At 69.9% G+C, this 23,450-nt stretch carries 25 protein-coding genes and 1 pseudogene; 7 read left to right on the top strand and 19 right to left on the bottom strand.

Annotated features, from left to right (window positions below):
* Position 1: 1 nt before the first annotated feature.
* The 11 genes from LX88_RS18285 to LX88_RS18235 form a co-directional block, all read right to left on the bottom strand.
* Positions 2-1,198, bottom strand: a complete 1,197-nt coding sequence (locus tag LX88_RS18285) for a cytochrome P450 (RefSeq protein ID WP_258948979.1) — start codon at positions 1,196-1,198, stop codon at positions 2-4.
* 14 nt (positions 1,199-1,212) lie between these two features.
* The gene (locus tag LX88_RS18280) at positions 1,213-1,995 is read right to left on the bottom strand and encodes an ABC transporter permease (RefSeq protein WP_258948978.1); all 783 of its coding nucleotides are present in this window, start codon (positions 1,993-1,995) and stop codon (positions 1,213-1,215) included.
* Complete coding sequence (locus LX88_RS18275; protein ID WP_258948977.1) at positions 1,992-2,927, bottom strand: ATP-binding cassette domain-containing protein; 936 nt, start codon at positions 2,925-2,927, stop codon at positions 1,992-1,994. Before LX88_RS18275 ends, LX88_RS18280 begins: the two co-directional genes overlap by 4 nt.
* 10 nt (positions 2,928-2,937) lie before the next feature.
* On the bottom strand, positions 2,938-3,780 hold the full coding sequence (locus LX88_RS18270) for a DUF4097 family beta strand repeat-containing protein (protein WP_258948976.1): 843 nt from the start codon (positions 3,778-3,780) through the stop codon (positions 2,938-2,940).
* A 68-nt stretch (positions 3,781-3,848) separates the two neighbouring features.
* The gene (locus tag LX88_RS18265; RefSeq protein WP_258948975.1) at positions 3,849-4,373 is read right to left on the bottom strand and encodes a ribbon-helix-helix protein, CopG family; all 525 of its coding nucleotides are present in this window, start codon (positions 4,371-4,373) and stop codon (positions 3,849-3,851) included.
* A 90-nt stretch (positions 4,374-4,463) separates the two neighbouring features.
* Complete coding sequence (locus LX88_RS18260; protein ID WP_258948974.1) at positions 4,464-5,258, bottom strand: TIGR02452 family protein; 795 nt, start codon at positions 5,256-5,258, stop codon at positions 4,464-4,466.
* A gap of 43 nt (positions 5,259-5,301) precedes the next feature.
* Positions 5,302-6,288, bottom strand: coding sequence for a glycoside hydrolase family 113 protein (locus LX88_RS18255; protein WP_258948973.1), 987 nt, complete (start codon positions 6,286-6,288; stop codon positions 5,302-5,304).
* Positions 6,289-6,341: 53 nt separating this feature from the next.
* Positions 6,342-6,776 (bottom strand): universal stress protein, encoded by a 435-nt coding sequence (locus tag LX88_RS18250; protein ID WP_258948972.1) that lies wholly within the window; start codon positions 6,774-6,776, stop codon positions 6,342-6,344.
* Between the two features lie 2 nt (positions 6,777-6,778).
* Positions 6,779-8,020, bottom strand: a complete 1,242-nt coding sequence (locus LX88_RS18245) for an SLC13 family permease (RefSeq protein ID WP_258948971.1) — start codon at positions 8,018-8,020, stop codon at positions 6,779-6,781.
* 36 nt (positions 8,021-8,056) lie between these two features.
* A complete protein-coding gene (locus LX88_RS18240) occupies positions 8,057-8,512 on the bottom strand; it encodes a (2Fe-2S)-binding protein (RefSeq protein ID WP_090068538.1) in 456 nt (151 codons plus the stop codon).
* 13 nt (positions 8,513-8,525) lie between these two features.
* A complete protein-coding gene (locus LX88_RS18235) occupies positions 8,526-10,739 on the bottom strand; it encodes a xanthine dehydrogenase family protein molybdopterin-binding subunit (protein ID WP_258948970.1) in 2,214 nt (737 codons plus the stop codon).
* 111 nt (positions 10,740-10,850) lie between these two features.
* On the opposite strand from LX88_RS18235, the gene LX88_RS18230 reads away from it, so the two are divergent.
* Positions 10,851-11,678 carry a DUF4082 domain-containing protein gene (locus LX88_RS18230; protein WP_258948969.1) on the top strand — a complete coding sequence of 276 codons (828 nt, stop codon included), beginning with the start codon at positions 10,851-10,853 and terminating at the stop codon, positions 11,676-11,678.
* On the opposite strand, the gene LX88_RS18225 is transcribed toward LX88_RS18230, so the two are convergent.
* Both LX88_RS18225 and LX88_RS18220 read right to left on the bottom strand, forming a co-directional pair.
* Positions 11,675-12,112 carry a MarR family winged helix-turn-helix transcriptional regulator gene (locus tag LX88_RS18225; RefSeq protein ID WP_258948968.1) on the bottom strand — a complete coding sequence of 146 codons (438 nt, stop codon included), beginning with the start codon at positions 12,110-12,112 and terminating at the stop codon, positions 11,675-11,677. The genes LX88_RS18230 and LX88_RS18225 overlap by 4 nt on opposite strands.
* 19 nt (positions 12,113-12,131) lie before the next feature.
* Positions 12,132-12,458 (bottom strand): annotated as a pseudogene (locus LX88_RS18220) (ATP-binding cassette domain-containing protein); the annotation flags it as partial.
* Between the two features lie 15 nt (positions 12,459-12,473).
* Here LX88_RS18220 and LX88_RS18215 point away from each other — a divergent pair.
* Together LX88_RS18215 and LX88_RS18210 are read left to right on the top strand one after the other, a co-directional pair.
* Complete coding sequence (locus LX88_RS18215) at positions 12,474-13,160, top strand: class I SAM-dependent methyltransferase (protein ID WP_258949205.1); 687 nt, start codon at positions 12,474-12,476, stop codon at positions 13,158-13,160.
* An 86-nt stretch (positions 13,161-13,246) separates the two neighbouring features.
* A complete protein-coding gene (locus tag LX88_RS18210; RefSeq protein WP_258948967.1) occupies positions 13,247-14,023 on the top strand; it encodes a sensor histidine kinase in 777 nt (258 codons plus the stop codon).
* Here the strand turns inward: LX88_RS18210 and LX88_RS18205 are convergent.
* From LX88_RS18205 to LX88_RS18180, 6 genes are all read right to left on the bottom strand, one after another.
* The gene (locus LX88_RS18205) at positions 14,016-15,551 is read right to left on the bottom strand and encodes a helix-turn-helix domain-containing protein (protein WP_258948966.1); all 1,536 of its coding nucleotides are present in this window, start codon (positions 15,549-15,551) and stop codon (positions 14,016-14,018) included. The two genes, LX88_RS18210 and LX88_RS18205, sit on opposite strands and share 8 nt — an antisense overlap.
* Complete coding sequence (locus LX88_RS18200) at positions 15,548-16,609, bottom strand: S-methyl thiohydantoin desulfurase family protein (protein ID WP_258948965.1); 1,062 nt, start codon at positions 16,607-16,609, stop codon at positions 15,548-15,550. The genes LX88_RS18205 and LX88_RS18200 overlap by 4 nt, the downstream gene beginning before the upstream one ends.
* 10 nt (positions 16,610-16,619) lie before the next feature.
* Positions 16,620-18,161: a hydantoinase/oxoprolinase N-terminal domain-containing protein gene (locus LX88_RS18195; RefSeq protein WP_258948964.1), complete on the bottom strand. Its 1,542-nt coding sequence runs from the start codon at positions 18,159-18,161 to the stop codon at positions 16,620-16,622.
* A 9-nt stretch (positions 18,162-18,170) separates the two neighbouring features.
* Positions 18,171-19,421, bottom strand: coding sequence for a purine-cytosine permease family protein (locus LX88_RS18190; protein ID WP_258948963.1), 1,251 nt, complete (start codon positions 19,419-19,421; stop codon positions 18,171-18,173).
* A 183-nt stretch (positions 19,422-19,604) separates the two neighbouring features.
* Entirely contained in the window at positions 19,605-20,216 is a 612-nt protein-coding gene (locus LX88_RS18185) for a hypothetical protein (protein ID WP_258948962.1), read from the bottom strand.
* Between the two features lie 84 nt (positions 20,217-20,300).
* The gene (locus LX88_RS18180; RefSeq protein ID WP_258948961.1) at positions 20,301-20,852 is read right to left on the bottom strand and encodes a hypothetical protein; all 552 of its coding nucleotides are present in this window, start codon (positions 20,850-20,852) and stop codon (positions 20,301-20,303) included.
* 56 nt (positions 20,853-20,908) lie between these two features.
* Between LX88_RS18180 and LX88_RS18175 the strand changes: the two genes are divergently transcribed.
* Genes LX88_RS18175 through LX88_RS18160 form a run of 4 tightly spaced genes read left to right on the top strand, consistent with a single transcriptional unit; the run spans position 20,909 to position 23,443 of the window.
* Complete coding sequence (locus LX88_RS18175; RefSeq protein ID WP_258948960.1) at positions 20,909-21,361, top strand: YbaB/EbfC family nucleoid-associated protein; 453 nt, start codon at positions 20,909-20,911, stop codon at positions 21,359-21,361.
* The gene (locus LX88_RS18170; RefSeq protein WP_258948959.1) at positions 21,358-21,663 is read left to right on the top strand and encodes a hypothetical protein; all 306 of its coding nucleotides are present in this window, start codon (positions 21,358-21,360) and stop codon (positions 21,661-21,663) included. Before LX88_RS18175 ends, LX88_RS18170 begins: the two co-directional genes overlap by 4 nt.
* On the top strand, positions 21,660-22,145 hold the full coding sequence (locus tag LX88_RS18165) for a DUF6346 domain-containing protein (RefSeq protein WP_258948958.1): 486 nt from the start codon (positions 21,660-21,662) through the stop codon (positions 22,143-22,145). The genes LX88_RS18170 and LX88_RS18165 overlap by 4 nt, the downstream gene beginning before the upstream one ends.
* Complete coding sequence (locus tag LX88_RS18160; RefSeq protein WP_258948957.1) at positions 22,142-23,443, top strand: WXG100 family type VII secretion target; 1,302 nt, start codon at positions 22,142-22,144, stop codon at positions 23,441-23,443. The genes LX88_RS18165 and LX88_RS18160 overlap by 4 nt, the downstream gene beginning before the upstream one ends.
* Positions 23,444-23,450: the final 7 nt, after the last annotated feature.

Here is a 23,450-nt window from a genome sequence, read left to right as displayed (position 1 = left end):
ATCAGGCCCAGGTGACCGGCAGGGCGTGCACGCCGTAGATGTTCATGTCGGTCCTGAGCTTCACCTCACCGGCCGGCACGGCGAGTTCCAGTGAGGGGAAGCGGCGCAGCAGTCCCTCGAACCCGGCGCGCATCTCGATGCGGGCCAGCTGCTGGCCGAGGCACTGGTGCACACCGTGCCCGAACGCGAGGTGACCACGGGCGTTGCGGTGCACGTCGAGCGTGCCGGCGTGCTCGTAACGCTCCGGGTCGTGGTTGCCCGCCAGCAGCGACAGGACGACCATCGAACCCTCGCGGATCGTCTCGCCGAAGAACTCGATGTCCTCTGCGGCGTAACGGAAGAAGACGTCGGCGACGGCGAGGTAGCGGAGCAGTTCCTCGACGGCGTCGGGGATCAGTTCCGGGTTCGACCGCAGTGCCGCCAGCTGGTCCGGGTGCTCCAGCAACGCGAAGGTGCCCAGCGCCAGCATGTTCGCGGTCGTCTCGTGGCCCGCGAGCAGCAGCAGGAACGCCATGCCGGTCAATTCCTCGAGGCTCAGGTCCTCGTCCTGCGCTAGATCGGACAGCAGGTCGTCCCCCGGTTCGGCGCGCTTGCTGGTGACGAGCTCGTACAGGTACGTGTTCATCGCCATGTACGCGGCCATCTTGTCCTCCAGGGTCACCTGCCTCTCCATGAACTTGGAGGAGTTGTGCTGGAACGTGTCGCGGTCGGCGTACGGCACGCCGAGGATCTCGCAGATCACCAGTGACGGCACCGGGAGCGCGAACTCCTTGACGAGGTCGACCGGCGGGGTGAGCTCCGCCAGCAGGTCCAGCTGCCGTTCGGTGATCTCGACGATGCCCTCTTCGAGGGCCTTCATCCGCTTGACGGTGAACGCTCCGGTGAGCTTGCGGCGCAACCGGGTGTGGTCCGGCGGGTCCATGCTGATGAACAGGCCGGGCGTCTGCGGGACCGGTTCGGTCATCTCCGGCATGCCGGGCGTCGGGAACGGCACGTGGATGATGCCGAGGTCCTGCCTGCTGCTGAACCTGGTGTCCGCCAGCGCCTGCCGGACGGCCTCGTAGCCGGTGACGAGCCACCCCTCGTGGCCGTCGGGGAAGAGCATCGGGCTGACCGGGCGGGTCTCGCGCACCAGCGAGATCTGGCTGGGCGGGACGAACGGCGTGACGTCGCGCTCCATGGGAAGGCCTTGCAGCATGATCGGTATCTCCTTCAGCGGGTGGATTCGCGGTTGAAGAGCTTCTTGGACCAGAGGTAGCCGCCGACCCCGATGACGAGGCACCAGGTGAAGGCGAGGTAGCCGCTGTTGCCGATCGGTGTGCCCATCAGCAGACCCCGCAGGGCGCTGATGAACGGGGTGAACGGCTGGTACTCGGCGAACCAGCGCAACACGGCCGGCATCGAGTCGGTGGGCACGAAACCGTTGCCGAAGAACGGGAGCAGGATCAGCGGCAGGCCGACGTTGCTCGACGACTCGACGGACTTGCTGGCGAGGCCCAGTGCGGCGGACAGCCAGATCATCGCGAACGACATGGAGACCAGCAGCCCGATGATCGCGAGCCAGCCGAGACCGCTCGCCTGCGGGCGGAACCCGATCGCGACCGCGACGCCGAAGACGACGGACATGGCGAGGACCGTCTGGACCAGGCTGCCGACGACGTGTCCGGTGAGGACGGACACCCTGGCGATCTTCATGGTGCGGAACCGGTCGACGATCCCCTCGGTCATGTCCATCGCGATCGAGATGCTCGTGCCCTGCACGGCCGCGGTGATCGACATCAGGATGATCGTCGGCGTGACGTAGTTCAGGTACTCCCCCCGCCCGCCGCCCGGTCCGCCGAGCCCGGCGCCCAGCGTGCCGCCGAAGACGTAGACGAACAGCAGCAGGAACACGACCGGCATGATCAGGAGCTGGAACGTCAGCGACGGGTAGCGGATCATCCGCGTGAGGTTGCGGCGCACCATCGTCGCCGAGTCGGTCAGGACGTAGCTCATGACTGGACCACCTTGTCGGGGCTGCCGGTGAGGGCGAGGAAGACGTCGTCGAGGTCGGGCGTGTGGGTGCTGAGCGAGTCGACCAGGACCGAGTTGTCGTCGAGCCGGTCGAGCAACGCCTTGAGCGAGCGGACACTGCCGTCGCTGGGCACGCGCAGGGCGAGCGCCTCACCGTCACGGGAGGAGTCGCCCACGATCCGGATGGCGGCTTCGAGGTGCCGGGGATCGGTGAACTGCAACAGGACGTGACCGCCCGGGATGCGGCGCTTGAGCTCGTCCGCGGTCCCCTCGGCGACGATCTTCCCGTTGTCCAGCACGGCGATCCGGTCGGCGAGCTCGTCGGCCTCCTCCAGGTACTGGGTGGTGAGGAAGATCGTGACGCCGCTCGCGACCAGTTCCCGCACGATCTGCCACATCGTGCGGCGGCTGCGCGGGTCGAGGCCGGTGGTCGGCTCGTCCAGGAAGATCACCTGCGGCGACCCGACCAGCGTCATCGCGAGGTCGAGCCGGCGCCGCATGCCACCGGAGTAGGTCGACGCGGACTTGTCGGCCGCGTCCACCAGGTCGAACTGCTCCAGCAACTGCTCCGTCCTGCGCTTGCCGTCCACCTTGCCGAGGTGGTGCAGGTCGGCCATGAGCTTCAGGTTCTCGCGGCCGGTCATCAGGTTGTCGACGGCGGAGAACTGGCCGGTGACGCCGATCGCGCCACGAACGGCGTCCGGGTCGCCCGCCACGTCGTGACCGGCGACGGACGCGCTGCCGCCGTCCGCGCGGATGAGCGTCGAGAGGATCTTGACGGTGGTGGTCTTGCCGGCGCCGTTCGCGCCGAGCAACGAGAAGACGGTGCCGCGCTGGACGTTCAGGTCGACGCCTTTGAGCACCTCGTTGTCGCCGTAGGAGCGGCGCAGGCCGGTTGCCTTGATCGCGTTCATGGTGTTCCCCTCAGCTGCGGCGGACGGTGATGTCGCCGAAGGACGTGTGGGCGGTGACCTTGACGGTCTCCGTGGAGCCGCCGGGGCCGTCGCTGCCCTCGAGCGTGTTGGTGACGCGGCCGAACGAGGTCTTGGCGTCGATCCACGCGGCGGTGCCCTGGGCGATGCCGATCTCGATGCCGCCCATCGCGGTGTTGAGCGTGACGGTGTCGCGGACGACCTCGCCGACGTTGATGGAACCCATCGCGGTCCTGGCCTCCGCCGGCCCACCGGCACGTTCGACGGTGATGTCGCCGTTGGCGGAACGCGCCTTCAGCTCGCCCCCGACCGTGCCGGCGTCGATGTGGCCGTTGGAGTTCTTGGCGACCAGCGCGCCGTGGACCGTGCCGATGCGGATGTGGCCACTGCCGGTCTTGACGTCGGCGTTGCCCCTGACCTCGCCGACGTTGACCACTCCGGCGCCGGTGTCGGCCTTGAGCGGCCCGGTCCGGTCGAGGTGGATGTTGCCCGCGGACATGTCGACGTCGGTCACGCCGAGCACCCCGGAGGTGCGGACGCTGCCCGCCGACACGTCGGCGTCCACCTTGGACCCGGCCGGCAGCTCGATCACGACGTCGACCGCCCTGGTCTTCTTGGAGAAGTCGAACGTCCGCTTCGGCCCGCGCACCGTCAGCGTGCCGTCGGCGTAGTCGACCTTGGTCTTCTGCGCGGCTTCGACGTCCGAGGAGTCGGCCGGGTCGGAGGGCCGCACCTCGACGTTCGTGTCGGTGCGGTCGCTCGCGACGATCTGGACGTACCCCGCGTAGACGTCCAGCAGTACGGAAATCGGTTCTGGCGTTTCGTAAGAAGGCATGGCTGTCCCCTCAGAAGGTGTCGGTGGAACATCCCCGCAGGTCGGGGCGAAGTGAAGGAGAGGTGGAGCTATCGGACCCAGCCGACGAAACGCTGCGGGGCCGGGAGGCCGCCCGTCAGCGTTTCGGCGGTGGTGTCGCGCTTCGGGTTCAGCTGCGCCGACGCGGCACGTACGAGCCACGCGTTGACCGAGCGGCCCTCCTTGGCCGCGGCCTCGTCGATCGCGGCCTTGAGCGGTTCGGGCAGCCGGACGTTGATGCGCACGGTGGTGCCGTCGTCGAAGCCGGCCGCCACGTCCTCGGCGGGGGCGGCAGGGGCGGGCTCCGGCGCGACGGCGGCGGGCTGCTCCGGCGTCCGGCGCGTCACGACGAACTTCGGATCACGGCCCCGCAGCAGCACCTGCACCGAGTCCGGTGCCAGGTCCGCGGTGATCTCGTCGGCGGCGGCGGACAACGCTTCGAGCAGCGCCAGCCGGATCGCCGACTCCATCGTCACGGTCAGCCGCTCGACCAGTGCGCCCGCTTCCTCGCCACCGGTTTCGACGGCGGTGAGCAGCTCGCGGCCGAGAGAAGCCACATACGGGGTCAGATCCATGGCATCACTATGGCACACGGTGGTGCCACCAGCAAGTAATTCTGGCTCAGATTGATGCCACTTTGGCTCAGTGCAGGTCAGAGGCCTTCTTCACCGAGCAGAGGTGAGGGCGTCGGCGAACGCGGCGAACGTCGGCGTCCCCTTCTGCCCGTCCAGCACCGCGAAGACGACGTGGTCGAAGAAGCGGTTGTCCCGCAGCGCGATGCGGAAGACCTGGGCGACGGTCGCGGGGTCGTTGCCGAAGACCCCGCATCCCCAGGCGCCGAGCACGAGCCGGCGGTGGCCGTGCGCCGCCGCGACGTGCAGCACGCGGATGGCCCGCCGCAGCAACGCGAGCGGGATGTCGTCGGTGCGTTCGGGCTGGTTGCGCAAAATCGCAGACCGGTTCGGCGCCGCGGCGGTGAGGAACGAGACCTCGTACGGCTGCGGCAGCAGGGTGCCCTTGTCGTCCTTGAACACCGGCACGCGCGGCGAGTAGATCACGCGGTCGCTGTAGGTGAGGTCGTCGTGGGCGCGGTGGTAGGCGTAGAAGTCACCCGCGGCGCGCAGGCAGGGGTAGATCGCCGACGCACGGGCGATGCTCTCCTCCTGCGCCTGCGCGCCGTTGAGGAACCCGCCCCCGGCGTTGCGCGCGGAGGCGAAGTTCAGTGCCGCGACGTCACCGCCGAGGCGCCGGGTCGCCTCCAGCGTAGACTCGTTGGTGACGTCGATGTGCACACCGGAAGTCTCCGCGGGCAACGACAGCACCTCGTCCGGCAGGTGGAGCCGGGTTCCCGCGACGGCGGGAGCGACGGCGATCGAGACCTCGCCCGAGGCGGTGGAGTAGGAGCCTCGCTCCGCGATGGCGACGGTGTCGTGGGCGATCGCGCGCAGTCTGCTGCTCATGGTGCCCCCGAGTCTGGCTGGCGGCACCACGCGCGCCAAGCGGTTAAATCCGGGCGTAGACCTCGGCGACCGCACCGAACGCGGCCTTGGGCTCCCACGACAGGTCCTCGAAGACCTTCACGATGCCGGGGCTCGCCATGTCGAGGTCGCGGCTCGGGTCGTGCGGCCGGTGCGTGTAGTTCTTCAGCGCGAACAGGTATATGAACGCGCCGTCGACGCCCTCGGCTTCGAGGGTCTCCAGCACCTCGCGCAGGTAGGTGGCCTGCTCGGCCTCGTCGCGGACGTAGCCGTCCTTCACCCGCACCGGCAGCCCGGCCTCGTCGTGTTCGACGATCTCCATGCTGCGCGGCGCCACGGCGCCGGAACCGCGCCAGGCCGCCGTGGTGAAACCCGTGATGGCGACCGGCTTCCCCTGCGCCACCACGTTCCTGATGCTCGCGGCGTACACGTCGGCGACCTCGGCGGAGCGGATCAGCTCGAACGACCTGATGTCGAACAGGTCCCAGTCGGGGTTCTCGAACGGGATGCAGGCGTAGGTGAGCCTGCCCCCGAAGCGTTCCCGCACCAGCGCGACGGCCTCGGCGAGGAACTCGTTGAGCCTCGCGCCCGCCTCCCGCATACGTTGTGGCTGCCCCAGCAGCTGCGACAGGCGATCCGTGACGTCGTCGCCGGGCAGGAAGCCGGAGTTCATGATGCTGAGCTCGACGCCGGTCACGAACACGACCTCGGCACCGGCCAGCCGGATCCGCTCGGCTCGTCGCGCACAGTCGGCGAACAGGTCCAGGACCTCGGCAGGCGTCAGTTCCAGCGGGTAGGGCGAGAACCAGATCTCCAGCCCGAGCCCGGCGGCGATCTCCGCGGCCCGCTCGAGCCGTTCCGGATCACCGCCGACCAGGTGGACGGCGTTGCAGTGCAGGTCGTCCCTGATGACGGTCAGGTCCCGCCTGACCGCGTCCAGGTCGAACTCCTGCAGCGAGATCTCTCCGTGGCGCACGAAACCGGTGTCGTACGCGATGCCTTTGGCGCGCATGCCACCGACAGTAAGCGTCAAAAGTGCGTGCGCGCAAGTTTGCGTCTACGCAGTTACGATGGCCAGACGAGCAGCACCGGGCAGAGCGCGTGGTCGACGACGAACCGGGTCGCCGGACCGAGGCTGCGCGGACCGGCGTGGCTCACGTCGCCGTCGCGGCAGAGGACGAGCAGGGACGCTTCCCGAGCAGCCGCAACGACTTCGTGCTCGACGCGGCCGATGCGCGCTTCCGTCGCGCACGGAAGCCCCAGGCGTTCCGCGGCCGCGTCCAGGAGCCGCGCGGCATGGCCAGCGGCGAGGTCGTCCACGCGGGCGCCGGGGTCACGCGAGGGGTGGCCGCGGCCGAACAGCCCGGCGAACGCGCCGTGTGCCGCGCCGGGCACGTCGTGGTCGCTGACGTGCAGCAACAGGAAGTCGCCCGAGTAGGTGCGGGCCGCGTCGACGCAGTCCTGCCAGGTGTCGTCGGCGATCCACACGACCACCGTCATGGTCATCCTCCGATCACGTGCAGGGACGCCCACAGTGCCACGACGGCGCCGACCAGGGTGGCGGGCACGGCGAGCAGACCGAGCTTCGTGAACTCCGGCAGGTTCACCTCGGTGTCGTGGTCGTGCACGATCCGCCGCCACAGCAACGTGGCGAGCGACCCGGCGTAGGTGAGGTTCGGGCCGAGGTTCACGCCCAGCAGCACCGCGAGCACCACACCCGGCCCCATCGGCGCGACCAGCGGCAGCAGCACGAGCACCGCGGGCAGGTTGTTGATCACGTTGGCGAGCACGGCGGCGACCGCGGCCACCCCGAGCAACGCCGGCAGGCCGTTGCCACCCGGGATCGCGAGCCGCAGGACATCGTCCAGCCCGTTGTCGACCACCGCCCGCACGACGACGCCGAGGCCCAGCACGAACGTGAGGAACGGCAGCGACGCCGCCCGCACGACCTCGACCAGCGTGGTGCGGCACCGGACGAGCGCGCGCACCGCCATGACGAGCGCACCGGCGCAGGCCGCCCACGCCGGGTCGACACCGGTGGCGGACGCGACCACGAACCCGGCCAGCGTCAGTCCGACCGTGGCCAGCGCGAAGACCGGCAGCTCCTGGTGCGGCTGCTCCTGGGGCGCGTGCACGGGCGCGTCGAGATCGGTGCGGAAGAACCGCCGGAACACCACGTACTCGGCCGCGATCGCCACGACCCACGGCAACGCCATCAGCGCCGCGAACCGCGTGAAGCTCAGCCCGCTCGACGCGAACGCCAGCAGGTTCGTCAAGTTCGACACGGGCAGCAGCAGCGACGCGCTGTTGGACAGGTGCGTGCACGCGTAGACGTGCGGCTTCGGCCGGACACCGAGCTGCGCGGCCGTCACGAACACCACCGGTGTCAGCAGCACGACCGTCGCGTCGAGACTCAGCACTGCCGTCGTCACCGAGGCCGTGACGAACACACCGCCCAGCAACGTCTTCGGCCTGCCGCCGGACGCGCGTGCCATCCAGGCACCGCAGGCCTGGAAGAGTCCCTCGTCGTCGCAGAGCTGCGCGAGCACGAGGATCGCGGCCAGGAACCCGATCACGGGTCCCAGCCGCACCGCCTCGTCCACCACGTGGTCGAGGGGCAACGCCCCGGCCAGCACGACGATCACCGCCGCCGGTACCGCGACCGCCGCCTCCGGCCAGCCCCACGGCCTGACGACCGCGCAGACCAGCACGGCGACCAACAGCAGAACGGACAGTGCCAGCACGGGATCCTCCTGCGCCGGCACCCATCCGGCTGACTCCTACATCTTGGCCGCCGCCGACTTTATGGCCTGCCGGATGCGGAAGTACGTACCGCAACGGCACACGTTCGCGATCCGGTCGACGTCCTCGTCCGAAATCTCCTTCTTCGTCCGGAGCAACGCCGCCGCGGCCATGATCTGGCCCGGCTGGCAGTAGCCGCACTGCGCGACGTCCTGCTCCAGCCACGCCTCCTGGACCGGGTGCAGGTCCTCACCGGACGCCAGTCCCTCGATCGTGGTCACCTCCTGCCCGGCGCACTCGGCCACCGGCGTGACGCACGGCTGGATCTCCGCACCGTTCAGGTGGGACGTGCAGGCGCGGCACACACCGATGCCGCAGCCGAACTTCGGGCCGCGCACGCCGAGCTTGTCGCGCAGCACCCAGAGCAGCGCCAGGTCCGCGGGAGCGTCGACGGTGACCGGCTTCCCGTTGACGACGAACGTGTAGGTAGGCACAGGGGACGCTCCTTCAGCGCGGGAACGGCTCGAAGTCGACCGGGAAGATGATCGGGAAGCTGCGCGGCACCACGCCGGTCGCCCGCGCGTAGGCGTTGGCGATCGCACCGACCGCGGCCGGCACGCCCAGTTCGCCCGCGCCACCCGGTTCGCCCGTCGCCGGCATCACGAAGATCCGCACGTCCTTCGGCGTGTCCTTCTGGCGCGCGTAGTGGAACTGCGAGTACGAGCCCTCCAGCGGCAGGCCCTTGTCGATGTGCAGGCCGGCGCGCAACGTGGTGGAGATGGCGTCGGTCAGGCCGCCGAGCATCTGCGCTTCGAGACCGCGCGGGTTGATCGGGCGGCCGACGTCGACCGCGATCACCGCCTTGACCACGCGCGGGTTCTGCGGGTCGCGGGCGTCGATCTCTACCAGGCAGGCCGTGCACGACTTGTACTCGTCGTGGAAGGCGATGCCCTGCGCGAAGCCCTTGGGCATCGCACGGCCCCAGTCGCCCTCCGCCACGACCTTGTTGAGCACGGCCCGCTGACGGGCCGTCTTCAGATACTCGCGGCGGAACGCGACGGGGTCCTTGCCCATCTTCGCCGCGAGCTGGTCGACCAGGACCTCCTCCGCACCACGGGTGTTCGCCGAGTAGACCGACCGCCAGGACCCGGTGTGCATGCGCAGCGGCACCTCGTTGAGCAGCGAGGTCACCACGCCGAAGTTGTACGGCACCTTGCACGTCGTGAGGAACACCGTCTGCGCGAACGACAGGTTGCCCGCGACCGGCAGTGACGCGGCGGTGGCGGTGAGGACCTCGCCGAGGCCGTGCCGGAAGTCCGTCTCGACCGAGGCGACGCGGTGCTCGAACGTCAGCACGTTGCCGAGCGCGAACGTCGCGCGCAGCTTGTGGTGGCTGGCGGCGCGCGCCCGGCCGTGCCGCATGTCGTCGGTGCGGCTCCACATGAGCTTCACCGGGCGGCGCAAAGCTTTGGAGATCTGTGCGGCCTCGATCGCGGCGTCGAAGAACAACCTTCGCCCGAACGAGCCGCCGCCCTGCATCACGTGCACCGTCACCGCGGACTCGGGCAGGCCGATGGCCGCCGCGATGGTCTGCCGCGCCACGATCGGCGACTTCAACCCCGCCCAGATCTCGGCACGGTCGTCACGAACGTCCGCGATCGCCGAGTTCGTCTCCATCGGCGCGTGGCTGACGAACGCGAAGTCGAACTCCATGTCCAGGTGCTGGGTCAGCAGCGGCGGCACCACGAACGGCAGTGTGGCGGCCTTCAGCTTTGCGCGGATCTCCTTGTCCGACAACGCGTCGATCGTGCCGGGGTTCCAGGTGACCTTCAGCGCGTCCCTGGCGGCCATGGCCTGCCCGAACGTCTCCGCGACGACCGCGACTCCGGTCGGCACGACCCCGATCGCGAGCACGCCGGGCATGGCCCTGGCCACCGCCGAGTCGACCGACTTCACCGAGCCGTTGATCGTCGGCGGCCGGCGCACGACCGTCGGCATCGCGCCCGGCACGTCCTGGTCGAGCGTGTACCGGAACTGACCGGTGACCATCGCGCGGGCGTCGATGCGTGACTGCGGCGTGCCGACGAGCCGGTGTTCCGAGGCCGGTTTCGGTTGCGCGGCGAAGACTCCGGTGAGCTGCGCGGCGGCGGACGTCAGCAGTCCGTACAGGACGGGCCGTCCGTCCGGGAGGATCACCGCACCGTCGCGAGTGGACAGTCCGGAGACCTCCACGCCGTGCTGCTCCGCCGCCGCCGCGAGCAGCCGGGCCCGTGCGGCCGCTGCGGCCTGACGGATCGGGCCGTACACCGACCGCATCGTGTTGGAACCGCCCGTGAGCTGGTTCATCAGCAACTCGGGCCGCGCGTCGGCGAGCGTGACGCGGACCTGGCCGAGGGGAAGGTCGAGCTCCTCCGCGACGAGCATCGCGCAGGCCGTGGTGATGCCCTGACCGACCTCGGCGCGGGGCAGGTCGAGGGTGACGACGCCGTCCTCACCGACGCTGAGCACGGCGAGCGCGCCCGCGGTCGGAGTACCGGCCAGGATCAGGACGTCGCCGAGATCGAGGATCTCGGCCGGTTGCGGCAGCGTCGGGATGACGGCCTCGGCCGTGCCGGGAACCGCGACGGTGAGCACCGGCGCGGCCACCAGGAACGTGAGGAACCGCCGACGACGAACCGGTGCCCCGGCTGCAGGGACCGGGACTTCGTTGTCACAGGTCATGTACTCGTCAACGACATCTGGCGGACACGGGTACGACCGTCAGCCGAACGGGTGCACGACCGAACAGCGGACCACCGTAACTGCGCCTCCACCGAGGACGATTCGCCGTACATGAGACGAATAGCAGTACTGCTGCTGGCTCTTGTCCTGGTCTCTCCCACTCCCGCCCTCGCCGCGGACAACCCGGTGGCGATGATCTTCTCGCCCACCGCCGGGGTCTCCGTCCCGCTGAACCAGCCGTTGCTCGTGATCGGCGGCGCCGTCAACGGCGAGTCGGGCGGTATCACCGGGGTCGACTTCTCCACCGACCACGGCACCAACTGGACCCCCGCCGACACCCGCGGCGAGCGGTGGACGGTCCTGCTCTTCCCGTCCGTCCCCGGCCCGCTGACGATCCACGCCCGTGCCCGCACCGCGTCCACGACCGGCCCGACCACCGTGTCCCGGACCATCCACGTCGGCGGCACAACGGTTCCCGCACTCGAGCACGAGACCTCGCTCTTCCTGCACGACACGCACGACCCGGCGGTCAACGACCCCGACGAGCAGCCCGTCGAGATCGGCATGCGCGTCGCGGTCGACCGTCCCGGCTCGATCACGGCCCTGATCATCAAGCGCGGCGACTACACCGGTCCCGTGACCGCACGGGTCTGGTCGAACGGCACGCTGCTGGCCGAGCAGGAGGCTCCCGGCGCGGCCCACAGCCAACGGATCACTTTTGCCGCACCGGTTCCGGTGGTCGCGGGCACCGAGTACGTCGTCTCGTACTACACGCCGTCAGGCGGCTACAAGGCGACGGAGAACTACTTCGTCGGCAACCTCGCGCAGACGCCGTTCAAGATCCCGGTGAACGCCGGTGTGTACAGCTACAGCGGCGGTTTCCCGGCAGACACGTGGTTCGGCAGCAACTACGGCATCGAACCGGTCTTCCGTCCCTAGGCGTCCGGCACGACCTGGCGCTTCAGCACCTTCTCGGCGCCGCCGGTCGCGACCAGGAGCCTGATCAGCGCGCGCTTGACCTCGTCACCACCGTGCACGTCCAGCTCACGCCGGAGCCGGCGGCTGTCCTCGACCAGCCGCCGGCCCCGGTCGGTCAGCTGAGCGCGCCGGATCCGGCCGTCCACGCGGTCCGGCACGCGCCGGACGTAGCCGAGGCGTTCCAGCTCCAGCAACTGCTTCGAGGCCGCCTGCTGGGTGACGCCGAGCAGCTCGCCCAGCTCACCCACCTTCGGCTCGCTCTCGACGAGGTGCTGGATCAGGTACCCGTGCGAGACCCGGACGCCCTCGTGCCCGATCTCGCGCAGCCGCTTGAGGATCGCGTCGTTCGCGGAGCTGCCGGTGAGGTAGGCGAGGGTCGCCAGGTCGATCTCCATCAGGTCCACCACGCGATCCTCACATTGACAACCAAGGTTGTACAACTATGGTTGTGAGTATGGGTCCAATCGTTCTCGCCCACTCGCACACTCTGAGCTCCTCTCCCCGCCACCTCCGGCGCAGCAACCGGTCGTGCGACGCCACGACGACCGCGCCGGGGTAGTCCGCGAGCGCCGCTTCCAGCTCCTCCACCAGCGCGGGCGACAGGTGGTTGGCCGGCTCGTCGAGCAGCAGCACGTCGAACTCCCGGCTGAGCAACCGGGCGAGCGCGAGCCGCCGCCGTTGCCCGACCGACAACGCGCCCACGGGGGTCGCGAAGTCCTCCCGGCGCAACAACCCCAGCGCACGATCGATGACGTGATGGCGTTGCTGGACGAGTTGTCCGCACACTGCGGCGGCGACTGGTGGGACGGTTTCTACGCCGACCGCTCCCGCGAGGTGCCGTTCTTCGTGACCAAGCCGGACGAGAACCTCGCCGCCCACGTGGAGCGCGGCCTGCTCGTGCCGGGCCGTGCGCTCGACGTCGGCCGCGGTCCCGGTCGCAACGCGGTCTTCCTGGCGCGCAACGGGTTCCAGGTCGACGCCGTGGACATCTCGGCCACCGCCATCAGGTGGGCGGAGGAACGCGCCGAGGGCTTGGACGCCCACTTCCGGCACGGCGACGCGTTCGCGTCCGAGGGCTCCTACGACCTGATCTACGACTCCGGCTGCTTCCACCACCTGCCACCGCACCGCCGCGTCAGCTATCTCGCCCTGCTCGACCGCGCCCTCGTCCCCGGCGGCCACTTCGCGCTCACCTGCTTCACCGCCGAGGAGGGGACCGCCGCGCCGGACGCGGACCTGTACCAGCGGTCCGGCCTGTCCGGCGGCGTCGGCTACTCCCCGGACGAGCTGCGCTGGATCTTCCAGGACCTCACCGAGGTCGACCTGCGCCGGATGTCGGAGGAGCCGCCGGACTCCCCGTGGTTCGGCAGGTCGTTCCTCTGGACGGCCCTGTTCCGCAAGGACGCGCAGAAAACGGACGCACGTGTCCGGCAGGCGGAATAGTCGGGTGTCGCCACCTGCGAAAGTAGGATCAATCCCCTGCTCCAGTAGGTGATCCAAGGCACAAAACCGGCAGTATCGTCAGCCGCGTGACGCCGGCCTACGCGTCGATGGCGTCCGTCGGCGTCATCGGTCCCAGCGTGATCGTGATCGCCGTGCTCGCGGGCCTCTACGCGGGCACGCGGCGCAGGCTCGCGCGGGCATCCGCCGAACTCGCCGAGCGGGAACGCGAACTGCAGGCCGAGCAGGCCCGCGCCGACGAACGCACCCGGCTCGCCGCCGAGATGCGCGACGTCGTGACGCACCGGCTGAACCTGATGGTGCTGCACGCCGGCGCGTTGCGAATGGCCGCGAGGGACGACGGCGTGCGCCAGGCGGCCGAGGAACTGCGCACCGCGGGCTGCGAGTCGCTGGCCGAACTGCGCGACCTCGTCGGCGTGCTGCGGTCCGGCCGTGCCGCCCGCATCCCGGACGTGCTGCCGGACCGGCTCTCCCGGCTCGTCGCCGACTCGGCCGCCACCGGCCTGGAGATCACCCTGACCGAGCACGGCGACGCGGACACCATCTCCCCCGCCGTGCGCCGCACGATGTACCGGGTCGTCCAGGAGTCGCTGACGAACGTGCACAAGCACGCGCCCGGCGCCCTCACCGAGATCACCATCCACTGTGGACCGAGCAGTGTCCGCGCGGTCATCCGCAACACCAGGCCGACGGCCGCACCGGGCCTGGTGCTGGCCGGTTCCGGCAATGGGCTGCTGGGCCTGCGCGGCCGCGTCGAGATGGTCGGCGGCACCCTCACCGCGGGCCCCACGGACGACGGCGGGTTCGAGGTGGACGCCGTGCTGCCCGCGTTCGTGCCTACGTGACCTCGTCCGAAGCGCGGACCGCCCGGCAGGCCAGGTGCACCGCCAGCCGCTCGTCCGGGTTCAGCAGGCTGACCCCGAGCAGCTGCTCGACCCGGTTGATCCGCTGCGACACCGTGTTCCGGTGCACCTTGAGCCGCACGGCCGCGGACGAGGTCACCGACTCCTCGTCCAGGTAGACGGCGAGGGTGCGCAGCAGTTGCCCGTCCTCCACGCCCGCCAGCGGTGCCAGCAGGCGCGCGGCCTGGTCGACCAGCGCCGGGGTCTCGGCCGCCATCGACAGCAGGCGCCGCACGCCCAGTTCGTCGACGTGCACGACCTTCGCCGAGCCGGTCATCGCGGCGGCCTCGCGGGCCTCGGCCAGCGTCCTGCCCACGCCGGTGACGCCGTGGTGCGGCCGTCCGATGCCCGCGACGAGCTGACAACCACCGAGCACCTGAGCGATCTTCGCGGTCAGCTCGCGGTGCTGCGACTGCGGCGGCTCGGAGTCGTTGGTGAGCCAGAACGACCAGCCCTCCGCGCCCTCGACCAGCTGGCCGTGCAGGCCTCGGCGGGACAGCTCGACGCGCAGCCGTTCGGTGCCGGTGGTGTCGGGCACGCCCGGCGCGGCGGGCACCACGTAGACGCCCGTGTGCCAGCCGTCGAGGCGCCACCCGGCCAGCACGGCCTGCTGCACCAGCTGGGGCGGCACGTCGTCGCCGGAGGCGAGCAGTTCGGACAGCAGCGAGCCGCGGGAACGGGCCTGGCGCTCGGCTTCCAGGCGTTCGGCGGCGACCCAGCTGCCCAGCGCCCACGACGCGACCTGGCTGATCTGCAGGACCGTCTCGGCCCAGCGCTTGTTGCGGCCGCGCGCGTGCGAGACGAGCCACAGGTGCACGTGCCCCGTCCGGTCGGTCTCCACCGGCACGGCCACGGCGAAGCCCTCGGGCAGCTCGGCGGTGGCGGCGACGGAGCCGGCCAGCAGCTCCGCGGGCAGGCCGGGCGGCGACACCCCCTCGATCGCGGTGCCGTCCGCGCTGATCACGGCACACGTCACGTGCAGCTCGCCGGACAGGATCGTGATCACGGAACGCGGATCGGGCCTGCTGCGCCCCAGCCGCGCGGTGACGGCGTTGAGCAGCCGGGCCGCCGCGACCTCAGGACGCCGCACGGCCGTGCGCAACGCGTCCGCGACCAGCAGCGGGTCGTCCGCGGCGACCTGCAGCAGGGGTACGCCGAGCCGGTTCGCGAACGAGATCGTCGCGGCGGAGGGAGTCTGGTACGCGCCGGTCGACGGCCGCACCAGCACGACGGCCCGCACGTCCGCGCTGTACGCCCGGCGCAGCGCCACCTCGACGAGGTAGGGCTGGTGTCCGGTCAGGATCACCAGGTCTCCTGCCGAGCACGCCTCGACGGCGGTCATGTCCGCCGCCAGCCGCACGTCCGCGACCTCGGTGCCCGCACCGCGTTCGCCCGCCAGCAGGGTCACGTCGCCGAAGACGCCGATCTCCAGCAGATCGCGCACGGTCAGGGAACCGGCGTCGCCGATCACCCGGCGTCCCGGAACGGCACGTAGTCGAGGTCGTAGCCGAACGCCCGCGGGTCGACCCTGCCGAGCATCTCCGCGGGCAGCCACTGGGCGGGGGATGGGAGCGCTATCACGTCGACGACCGCGCCGAACCCGAGTCGTTCGGCCGACAGCGGGTGGCCGGTCTCGGCGTCCAGGCAGCACAGCAGATCAGGTGTCGTCACGAGCGCTTCGCCGTCCGCGAGCGCGACGAGGTACTCCCCCTGCATCTCCAGGCGCACGTACGCATCGTCGGCGTCCAGCCGCCGCAGCGCCACCGTTCCGCGAGGGAAGTCGCCGACCGACTCGCGCCACACCTCGACGACTTTTCCCCGTGTGACGAGGAAACCACCGGAGGCCTTGGCCCGGTCGCCGACGGAGTCCGCGTGCCGCGACCAGATCTCGCCCAGTTCCAGGGCACGGGCGAGTGAGCCCGTCACGCCCGCCTCGACCGCGTCCGCGAGCTTCAACGGCTTCGCGACCATCATCGCCCAGCCGCCGAAGTCGACCATCACCGTGCGGGCGAGCTTCTCGATGCCGGTCGAGTCGAGCACCGCCCGGTTGCCGCTGGGTTCGGTGATGGCCAGCGGGGTCGTGGGCAGGCCGGCCGCGTCGTAGGTCGTCTGGTCGATCCGCGGGAACGCTCTCCCCATGCCGTCGACGTCCACGTACGGCAGGCCCAGCCGTGCGGCCAGGAGCAGGGGCAACAGGCCGTTGCACCCGCCTATCTCCCACCCGATGACGGCTGTGGCGGGCGTGGGGTCGTGCGCCTGCAACGCCTTCAGGGCTTCTTCGGCCTCACGGCCAGACGGCAGCTTCTCGATCATCACGGTCGGTGCGCCGAGCAGCCCGACCCGCGCGCCGTAGCCGTCCGGGTCGGCCTCCCCCGGCTCCAGGACCGTGACCGGTCCGCTCTGCCGCATCTCGTGCCGCAGCATCGCGGCGAACGCCTGGGTCTCCTGCTCGCCGCCCCCGCCACCGCTGCCGAGCATGACCACACCCAGCGCGAGCCGGTCCACCTCGTCGGGCTGCAGCAGGTGCATGGGCGGGACTTTAGTGGCCGAGCAGCAGATCACCCACCGCACGCGCTCGCACGCGGCTCGCGTTCCCCGGCAGGTACGCGAGCGGGACCTCCTCGATCTCGACGATCCGCACGGTGCCGGCGTCCGCGCCCGCCGCGACCGCCTTGTCGACGGCCTCCTGCCGCGCCGCGTCGAGCACCTCGCCGCGCCGCGCCGGCTCCATCGTGAACACCCGGTCGACCTCACCGCCGACCTGCGCGATCGCGGCACCGATGGCGTTGGCGAACGCGTGGTGCTCCGGCCTGACGATGCCGCTGACGCCCTCGATCCCGTCCCGCACGAGCACACTGCCACCGCCGACCAGCACGACGGGCAACGGCGCCGGGCTCGTGCGCATGCGGTCGACCTGCGCGGCGATCCGGTCGCCCACGTGGTCGAGCACCGACCGCACGAGCGTGCGGTCGAGGTGCCGCACGAGGCTCGCGTCGCCGATGTCGGCGAGTCCCGCGGCGACCGCGACGTCCGTCGCCGTCAGCGTGTCACCGCCGAACACCAGGGCCTGCCGGGACAACCGGAACCCGACGCTGTCCGGGCCCACCTGGACCTCCGGCCGCTGCCGCACGACGCTGCCGCCGCCGAGGCCGATCGAGCGGACATCGGGCATCCGGAAGTTCGTGCGCACGCCGCTGATGAGCACCTCGGACGACGCCTCGCGCGGGAAACCGTTGTGCAGCACGCCGATGTCGGTCGTCGTGCCGCCGACGTCGACCACCGCGCAGTCGTCCGTCCCGGACAGGAACGCGCCGCCGCGCATGGAGTTCGTCGGCCCGGAGGAGAACGTGGCGACCGGGTAGCAGCGCGCGTACTCCAGGTCCATCAGCGTGCCGTCGTTCTGGCTGAGGTACAGCGGGGCGTCGATGCCTTGTGCCGTCAGGGATTCCACGAGCCCGTCGGCGATCTGCCCGGCGAGCACGCGCAGGGTGGCGTTGATGATCGTCGCGTTCTCCCGCTCCAGCAGGCCGAGCCGCCCGATCTCGTGCGAAAAGCTCACCAGCAGCCCCGGCACCTCGGCCGTGAGGACCTCCGCGGCCCGGCGTTCGAACTCGCCGCTGACCAACGAGAACACCGAGGTGATGGCGACCGACCGCACGCCTTTGTCCGCGATGTCGGCGGCGACGGCGCGCAGCTCGTCCTCTTTGAGCGGCGAGATGACCCGGCCGTCGTACTCGTGGCCGCCGTGGCACATGTACGCGTACCCGCCGATGGCCTGCCGCAGCGGTTCGGGCCAGTCGACGAACGGCGGAAGTGCCGTGGTGGCGGGAAGTCCGAGCCTGACGGCCGCCGTCCGCGCCAGCCCCCGGCCCTCCACGACGGCGTTGACGAAGTGCGTCGTGCCGATCATGACCGCGGTGATCGCCGCCGGTTCGAACGCGTGCCGCAGCCCGCCGACCGCCTCGATGATCCCCGTCGTCACGTCGGCCGTCGTCGTCGCCTTGCACACGGCCAGGACCCGGCGGCCCTCGACGAGAACGGCATCGGTGTTCGTGCCGCCGACGTCGATACCGATGTGCATGTCCACCCCTCAGGCGGCCGACGCTTCCTCGACCACCTTACGGTTGGTGGCCCGGCGCGTCCTCATGCGCAGCAGGTCCAGCCGCCCGGCGCAGACGTACAGCGCGAACGCGAGCACGAGTGAGTTCACGCTGGCCTGTCCGAACGGCAGCACTTCGCCCAGCACAGCCGAAGCGGGCCAGATGAGCACCGTCGCGGGCACCCACGAGGGCGCCGAACGAGGCACGTGCGGCCGCGTCGAGATGATCTCGTTGCGCCACCGCCGCACGACGAAGTACTCGGCGACCATGATTCCGGTGACGGGCGGGAACACCACGCCCAGCAGCGCCAGGAAGTGGCTGAACTGGTGCGCGATGCCCGCGGCCGCGAGAACACTGCCCGCGCACCCGACGATCACCGTCACCTGCGCCCGGCTGATCCGGAGCGCGAACACGGCGTCGAAGAAGTTCACGAGCCCGAGCGAGGCCGAGCGGAGGTACCAGTCGTTGATCTTCAGCACCGCCGTGATCACGATCAACGCGCCGATCCACCCGCCGGACGCACTGATCACACCCACGACGTCCGTGGTGCCGAGCCCGTGCGCGAGAACCACTCCGGCCAGGCCGATGACCCACTCACCGGCCGTGATCCCCAGAACCGTCTGCTTGACGACGTCCCGCTCGTCGCGGTGGAAGCGCGTCAGGTCCGGCGAGATCACCGCCCCGACGATGAAACTGCCGATGACCAGCGTGATCGCCGTCAACATCCCGATCGACGACCCCGGCGGCGGACTGCTGAACGTGGCGCCGACATCGTTGACGTTGCTCAGCACGAGATAGAGGAGCAACAACAGGAACGCGGGCACCGCCACGTACGACGTCCACGCCATCCACCGCACGCCATAAGCCGCGATGATCGTGATGACGATCCCGAAGAGCAACGACCACGCCGGCGCCGGCAACACCCCCGCGACGCCCGCGAGCATCGCCCCGGCCAGTCCCGTCTGCACCCCGAACCACCCGGTGCACGACAGGGCGATGATCATCCCGAGCATGGCCGAGCCGGCGTGCCCGAACCCGGTCCACCGGCTCAGGATCGCCGTCGAGAGCCCCTCCCGCTGCCCGATGACCCCGACCGTGATCGCCACGGCGTTGAGGAGCACGGCCCCGATCGTGAGCGCGAGGAACGCGTCCCAGAACGTCATGCCGAAGCCGAGCGTCGCGCCCAGCAGCAACTGGCTCAGCGCGGTCGTCTGCCCGAAGCGCTGGGTCGCGACTGACAACCACGGGTGCCGTGCCTGGTCAGGGACACGACTGAGGGCCTGGTCATCACTCCCGGCAAGAGCGGCCACGACCATCCCTCCGCCCTGTGATCGACCACCCGGACAGTAATAGCCGACCCACGATCGAGCTACAGACAATGTGCACAGTCGGATGAATCATCACGTTGCGACTCGCACAGGCACCTAATTCATCGCGAGTGCGATTCGCCTTCGCGCGACCAACCGGGTCTGGTGCACGTCCATGCTCACCCCGAGCCCAGGCCGCCGCTCGAACCGGTCGTAACTGCGGCTGAGCAGCCAATGAGCGGCCACCGGCGTGATCAGCTCCAACCGCATCTCGTCCCGCAGCCGAGCCAGCGCCTCCTCCACCTGCCGCGTCAGAAACGCGTGCCGCGTGAGGCTCCCACTGATTTCATCGATCATGAAAACCATGGCATGAGGCGAGTCGCCGTACGAATAGCTGCACAGCAGTGCCAGATATCCCGCGTCGATCGATCGGTCACCGATCCAGCACTCCCCGAACGTGAGCGCTCCCAGATCCCACCTCGGTTCAGCCTGACGACGCGCGGCCTCCTGAGCCCACACCCCAGATTGCCCGGGCAACAGGTGCCCCAGCGCCGTCAGCAACGCCGCACTGCGCCGGCTCGGCACCTCCCCCAGGTGCCGGACGACGACCTCCCACAGCTCCTCGTTGTCCGCGAACGGCCCCACGAAGGCGCTGACGTGGAGCTCGACCTCCAGCGGATCAGTGAACTGCGGCAACGGGCGCCCGGCATCCACCACCGCCTGCTGCATGGGGGTCAGCCTCGTCCGCATGGCGGGGAGATTAGGCCGATCGGCGCAACGCGGTCCGTCAGTCGTCCAACGCCACCACGTGGATCACCCCATCGTGATCACTTCGCGCAGCCCGTCCACCAGCAGGTCGCCCGGTATCTCGAACTGAACCCCGCCCCGCGCGGTCACCAGCACCGTGACCGGCTGCTCCAGCGCGTCCACGACGACGGCCAGCTCCACCCCGCGAAACCGGTGCCAGTGCGGCGGCCAGTCCCGTGGCCGCGCTCGTTCCGACGCGAAGACGTCCACGACGTCCCCGCGCATGACGAGATGCTTTCTCGGTTCGCGAGCGGGATCGGCAGGCAGCACGAGTTCGGCCGCCAGCACCGCGTCGACCAGTTCCGCTTTGTCGGCGTACCCGCGGTGCACGAGGTACATCAACGACTCGAGGTCGTTCTCGAAGGTGATCTCCCCTGCCTGATATCGGGGATTCGGCACGTACTGATCAGTGATCTCGCCCCGCACATCCACGAGATAACGCCCGATCACCGCCTCGGTGGAGGCACCGTCGTGGGCCGGATCGACCACGTGCAACCAGCTGTTGGGTGCGCGACGGGCACGTTCCCGCATCTCCCGAGTGATGAACGGCTTCACCATGCACGCATTGTGCCGAACCGTGCGCGCAGAGTTCGTACGAATGCGATCATTCGATCGTGACCGATCCGCACGCGTTCCTCGCGAACTTCGAACAGCGCCTGCACCAGGCCCAGGAACAGGCGAACGCCATTCAGACGGCGTTCCGCGAATCCCGCACCGAGGCCCAGAGCCCCGACGGCTCGGTCATCGTCACCGTGGGCTCCGGCGGCCGGATCGAGTCACTCCAGCTCACCCCACGCGCCGACGACCTCGGCCACACCGCCCTGGGTCGCACGATCATGGACACCATCCGCCGCGCCCAGGTGGAGGCCGCCCGCAAGATCGAGGACACGATGCGCCCGATCCTCGGCGACGGCGAGGGCATGGCCTTCCTGCGCGAGCAGGTCGAGCGGGGCATCGCCGTGATCGACCCGGCGGGCACCGTCGCCGAGCCGCCACCCGCCCCAGGCCGTCCCGCACCACCCCGGGGCGATGACGACGACTTCGGCGGAAGCTCGGTGCTGCGATGACCGGCTTCGCGGCGCAGTCCGAGGCCATCGCGGCCCACGGCAAGCAGATCGTCGGCGGGCTCTCGCCGTCCCTGCAGGAGGTCACCTCCGCCTCCCAGGTGAGCCTGGGCCCCACCGTGATGGGTGAGCTCTGCCAGCGGTGGTCGTTCATCTTCAACGACGAACTGGACAAGGCCAAGTCGCTGCTCGCCGAACTGCCCAAGGCGTTCGAGGCCACCGGCAACAGCCTCTGCTCCACCGCGGAGACCTACCAGCAGACCGACGAGGGCAACCGCGACGCACTCCGGGGAGTGCACGGATGATCAAACGCGTCGCGATCGCCGTGGTCCTCTGGGTCGTCGCCCTCTACCTCGCCCAGGCGGGCCCCCGCTTCTTCAACAACGAGGCGGGCTCCGGTGGAGAAACCAAGGGCTACGCGGAGAACATCTCCTGCTCCAGGAACTGGTGGGCGTTCGGAGCGCTCTGGCGCTGCGACGCCACCATCGTCTCCAACGAAGGCGAGCGTTTTCACTACAGCAACGGCAGTTCCTCGCTCACGCCCACCGACATCGGCAAGCGCGTTCCGATGACCATCAACCCGGTGCGGTTCAGCAGGTCGTACGCAGCGTCCGACGAATGGGCACTCGCCGAACGACGCGAACCCGTCAAAGCTCTCGCCGCGCTCAGCATCGTGATCCCATCGGCGATCGCGTTCCTGATCACCCTCCGCATGTTCCGGAAGAAGAAGCCTGGCGGCGCGGAAGAACAAGAGCAGCCTCGGCCGAACCTGGAGACGAACCCGTGAGCAACCCGTTGATCGCCAAGAAGGAGGACGACAAGAAGTTGTTCGCCGGGGCCGGCTTCGTGGACACCGGTGAGGACCTGGTCAAGCACTTCACCGATGGCAAGGAAATCGACCCGGTCGCCCTCGGCATCGACAGCGCCGCGATGGTCCTCGACGTCGCCGGCCTGCTCACCGACCCGCTCGGCACTCTCGCCTCGTCCGTCGTCGGCTGGATCATCGAGAACGTCGGGTTCGTCCGCGAGCCCTTCGACAAGCTCGCGGGCGACCCGCCCGCGATCGAGGCGATAGGCAACACCTGGGAGAACATCGCCAAGCGCCTGAGCGAGGAGGCCACCACCTACAGCAACCAGGCGAAGTCGCTCGCGGACTGGACCGGCGACGCCGCCGAGGCGTACCGGACCCGGTGCGGCACCCTGGTCGCCCAACTGGAGGGCTCTTCGGCCGCAGCATCCTCCGCAGCGAACAAGATCAAGGTGGCCGGCGCTATCGTCGCCGCCACCAGGGCGTTGATCCGCGATCTGCTGGCCGACCTCGCCGGCACCCTGCTGATGTGGGGCATCCCGGCCGCCGCATCGGCCATCCCCACCGCTGGGGCGTCGATCGCCGCCTTCATCACCCGCGCCGTCACCAAGGCCGTCGAGATCGGCACCAAGATCGCGCGTTTCCTGGCGAAGCTGTTCAAGGCGCTCGACAATCTCGGTTCCTTGGCGAAGAGCGCGGGCGACGCCATGCGGAGGCAGGCCGACGAACTGGCGGCACTGAGCAGGCAGATGCCGAACAGCCGCTACGGCAACCAGCGCGCGGCGGAAATGGCGTCCGACTCCGCCACGAAGGTGTCCAGGGCCGACACGCTCGACAACGTCGGCGAAGGACTCGGCAACGCGAGCAGGCGCGTGCAGGACGGCGTCGAAAACGCGATGAACAAGGTCGACGACCTCGCCCAGCGCACGAGCCGGAAGGTCGACGACTGGGCGAACCGCGTGAAGGAGAACGGTCCCGCGCGCAAGCAGAAGGTCAAGGACTTCTACGACAAAATGAACCAGCCGCCGCTCACCACGCGCAAGGAGAACATGGGCGATCCCGGCTACGCGGCCGGCCGCGCCGCGGACCGCGTGGACTCACCCATGAGCAAGGGCGTGCTCGACGGTCAGAACTGGGTGCGTGCCGTGGCCAGCCGGGACATCAGCCATCTGATGCCGAACTACGGCGATCTGGTCCACCCGGCGAAGGAACTGGGGAAAGAGCTGAACAAGTCGGTGGGCAACGGAGGTCACCAAGACCCCAAAGACAACAAATGACGAAACG

The sequence above is a fragment of the Lentzea californiensis genome, from assembly GCF_024648825.1.
Lineage (GTDB): Bacteria > Actinomycetota > Actinomycetes > Mycobacteriales > Pseudonocardiaceae > Lentzea > Lentzea californiensis.
Note: the sequence above shows the minus strand (reverse complement) of the source record. Positions and strands in the feature narration are given on the sequence as shown.

Coding starts and splice junctions, on each gene's coding strand:
- LX88_RS18230 (WP_258948969.1), top strand. CDS start 10,851: ATGAGACGAATAGCAGTACTGCTGCTGGCTCTTGTCCTGGTCTCTCCC.
- LX88_RS18270 (WP_258948976.1), bottom strand. CDS start 3,780: ATGCCTTCTTACGAAACGCCAGAACCGATTTCCGTACTGCTGGACGTC.
- LX88_RS18180 (WP_258948961.1), bottom strand. CDS start 20,852: ATGGTGAAGCCGTTCATCACTCGGGAGATGCGGGAACGTGCCCGTCGC.
- LX88_RS18215 (WP_258949205.1), top strand. CDS start 12,474: ATGGCGTTGCTGGACGAGTTGTCCGCACACTGCGGCGGCGACTGGTGG.
- LX88_RS18235 (WP_258948970.1), bottom strand. CDS start 10,739: ATGACCTGTGACAACGAAGTCCCGGTCCCTGCAGCCGGGGCACCGGTT.
- LX88_RS18265 (WP_258948975.1), bottom strand. CDS start 4,373: ATGGATCTGACCCCGTATGTGGCTTCTCTCGGCCGCGAGCTGCTCACC.
- LX88_RS18185 (WP_258948962.1), bottom strand. CDS start 20,216: ATGCAGCAGGCGGTGGTGGATGCCGGGCGCCCGTTGCCGCAGTTCACT.
- LX88_RS18250 (WP_258948972.1), bottom strand. CDS start 6,776: ATGACGGTGGTCGTGTGGATCGCCGACGACACCTGGCAGGACTGCGTC.
- LX88_RS18165 (WP_258948958.1), top strand. CDS start 21,660: ATGATCAAACGCGTCGCGATCGCCGTGGTCCTCTGGGTCGTCGCCCTC.
- LX88_RS18285 (WP_258948979.1), bottom strand. CDS start 1,198: ATGCTGCAAGGCCTTCCCATGGAGCGCGACGTCACGCCGTTCGTCCCG.
- LX88_RS18260 (WP_258948974.1), bottom strand. CDS start 5,258: ATGAGCAGCAGACTGCGCGCGATCGCCCACGACACCGTCGCCATCGCG.
- LX88_RS18275 (WP_258948977.1), bottom strand. CDS start 2,927: ATGAACGCGATCAAGGCAACCGGCCTGCGCCGCTCCTACGGCGACAAC.
- LX88_RS18170 (WP_258948959.1), top strand. CDS start 21,358: ATGACCGGCTTCGCGGCGCAGTCCGAGGCCATCGCGGCCCACGGCAAG.
- LX88_RS18280 (WP_258948978.1), bottom strand. CDS start 1,995: ATGAGCTACGTCCTGACCGACTCGGCGACGATGGTGCGCCGCAACCTC.
- LX88_RS18225 (WP_258948968.1), bottom strand. CDS start 12,112: ATGGAGATCGACCTGGCGACCCTCGCCTACCTCACCGGCAGCTCCGCG.
- LX88_RS18195 (WP_258948964.1), bottom strand. CDS start 18,161: ATGCACATCGGTATCGACGTCGGCGGCACGAACACCGATGCCGTTCTC.
- LX88_RS18200 (WP_258948965.1), bottom strand. CDS start 16,609: ATGCACCTGCTGCAGCCCGACGAGGTGGACCGGCTCGCGCTGGGTGTG.
- LX88_RS18255 (WP_258948973.1), bottom strand. CDS start 6,288: ATGCGCGCCAAAGGCATCGCGTACGACACCGGTTTCGTGCGCCACGGA.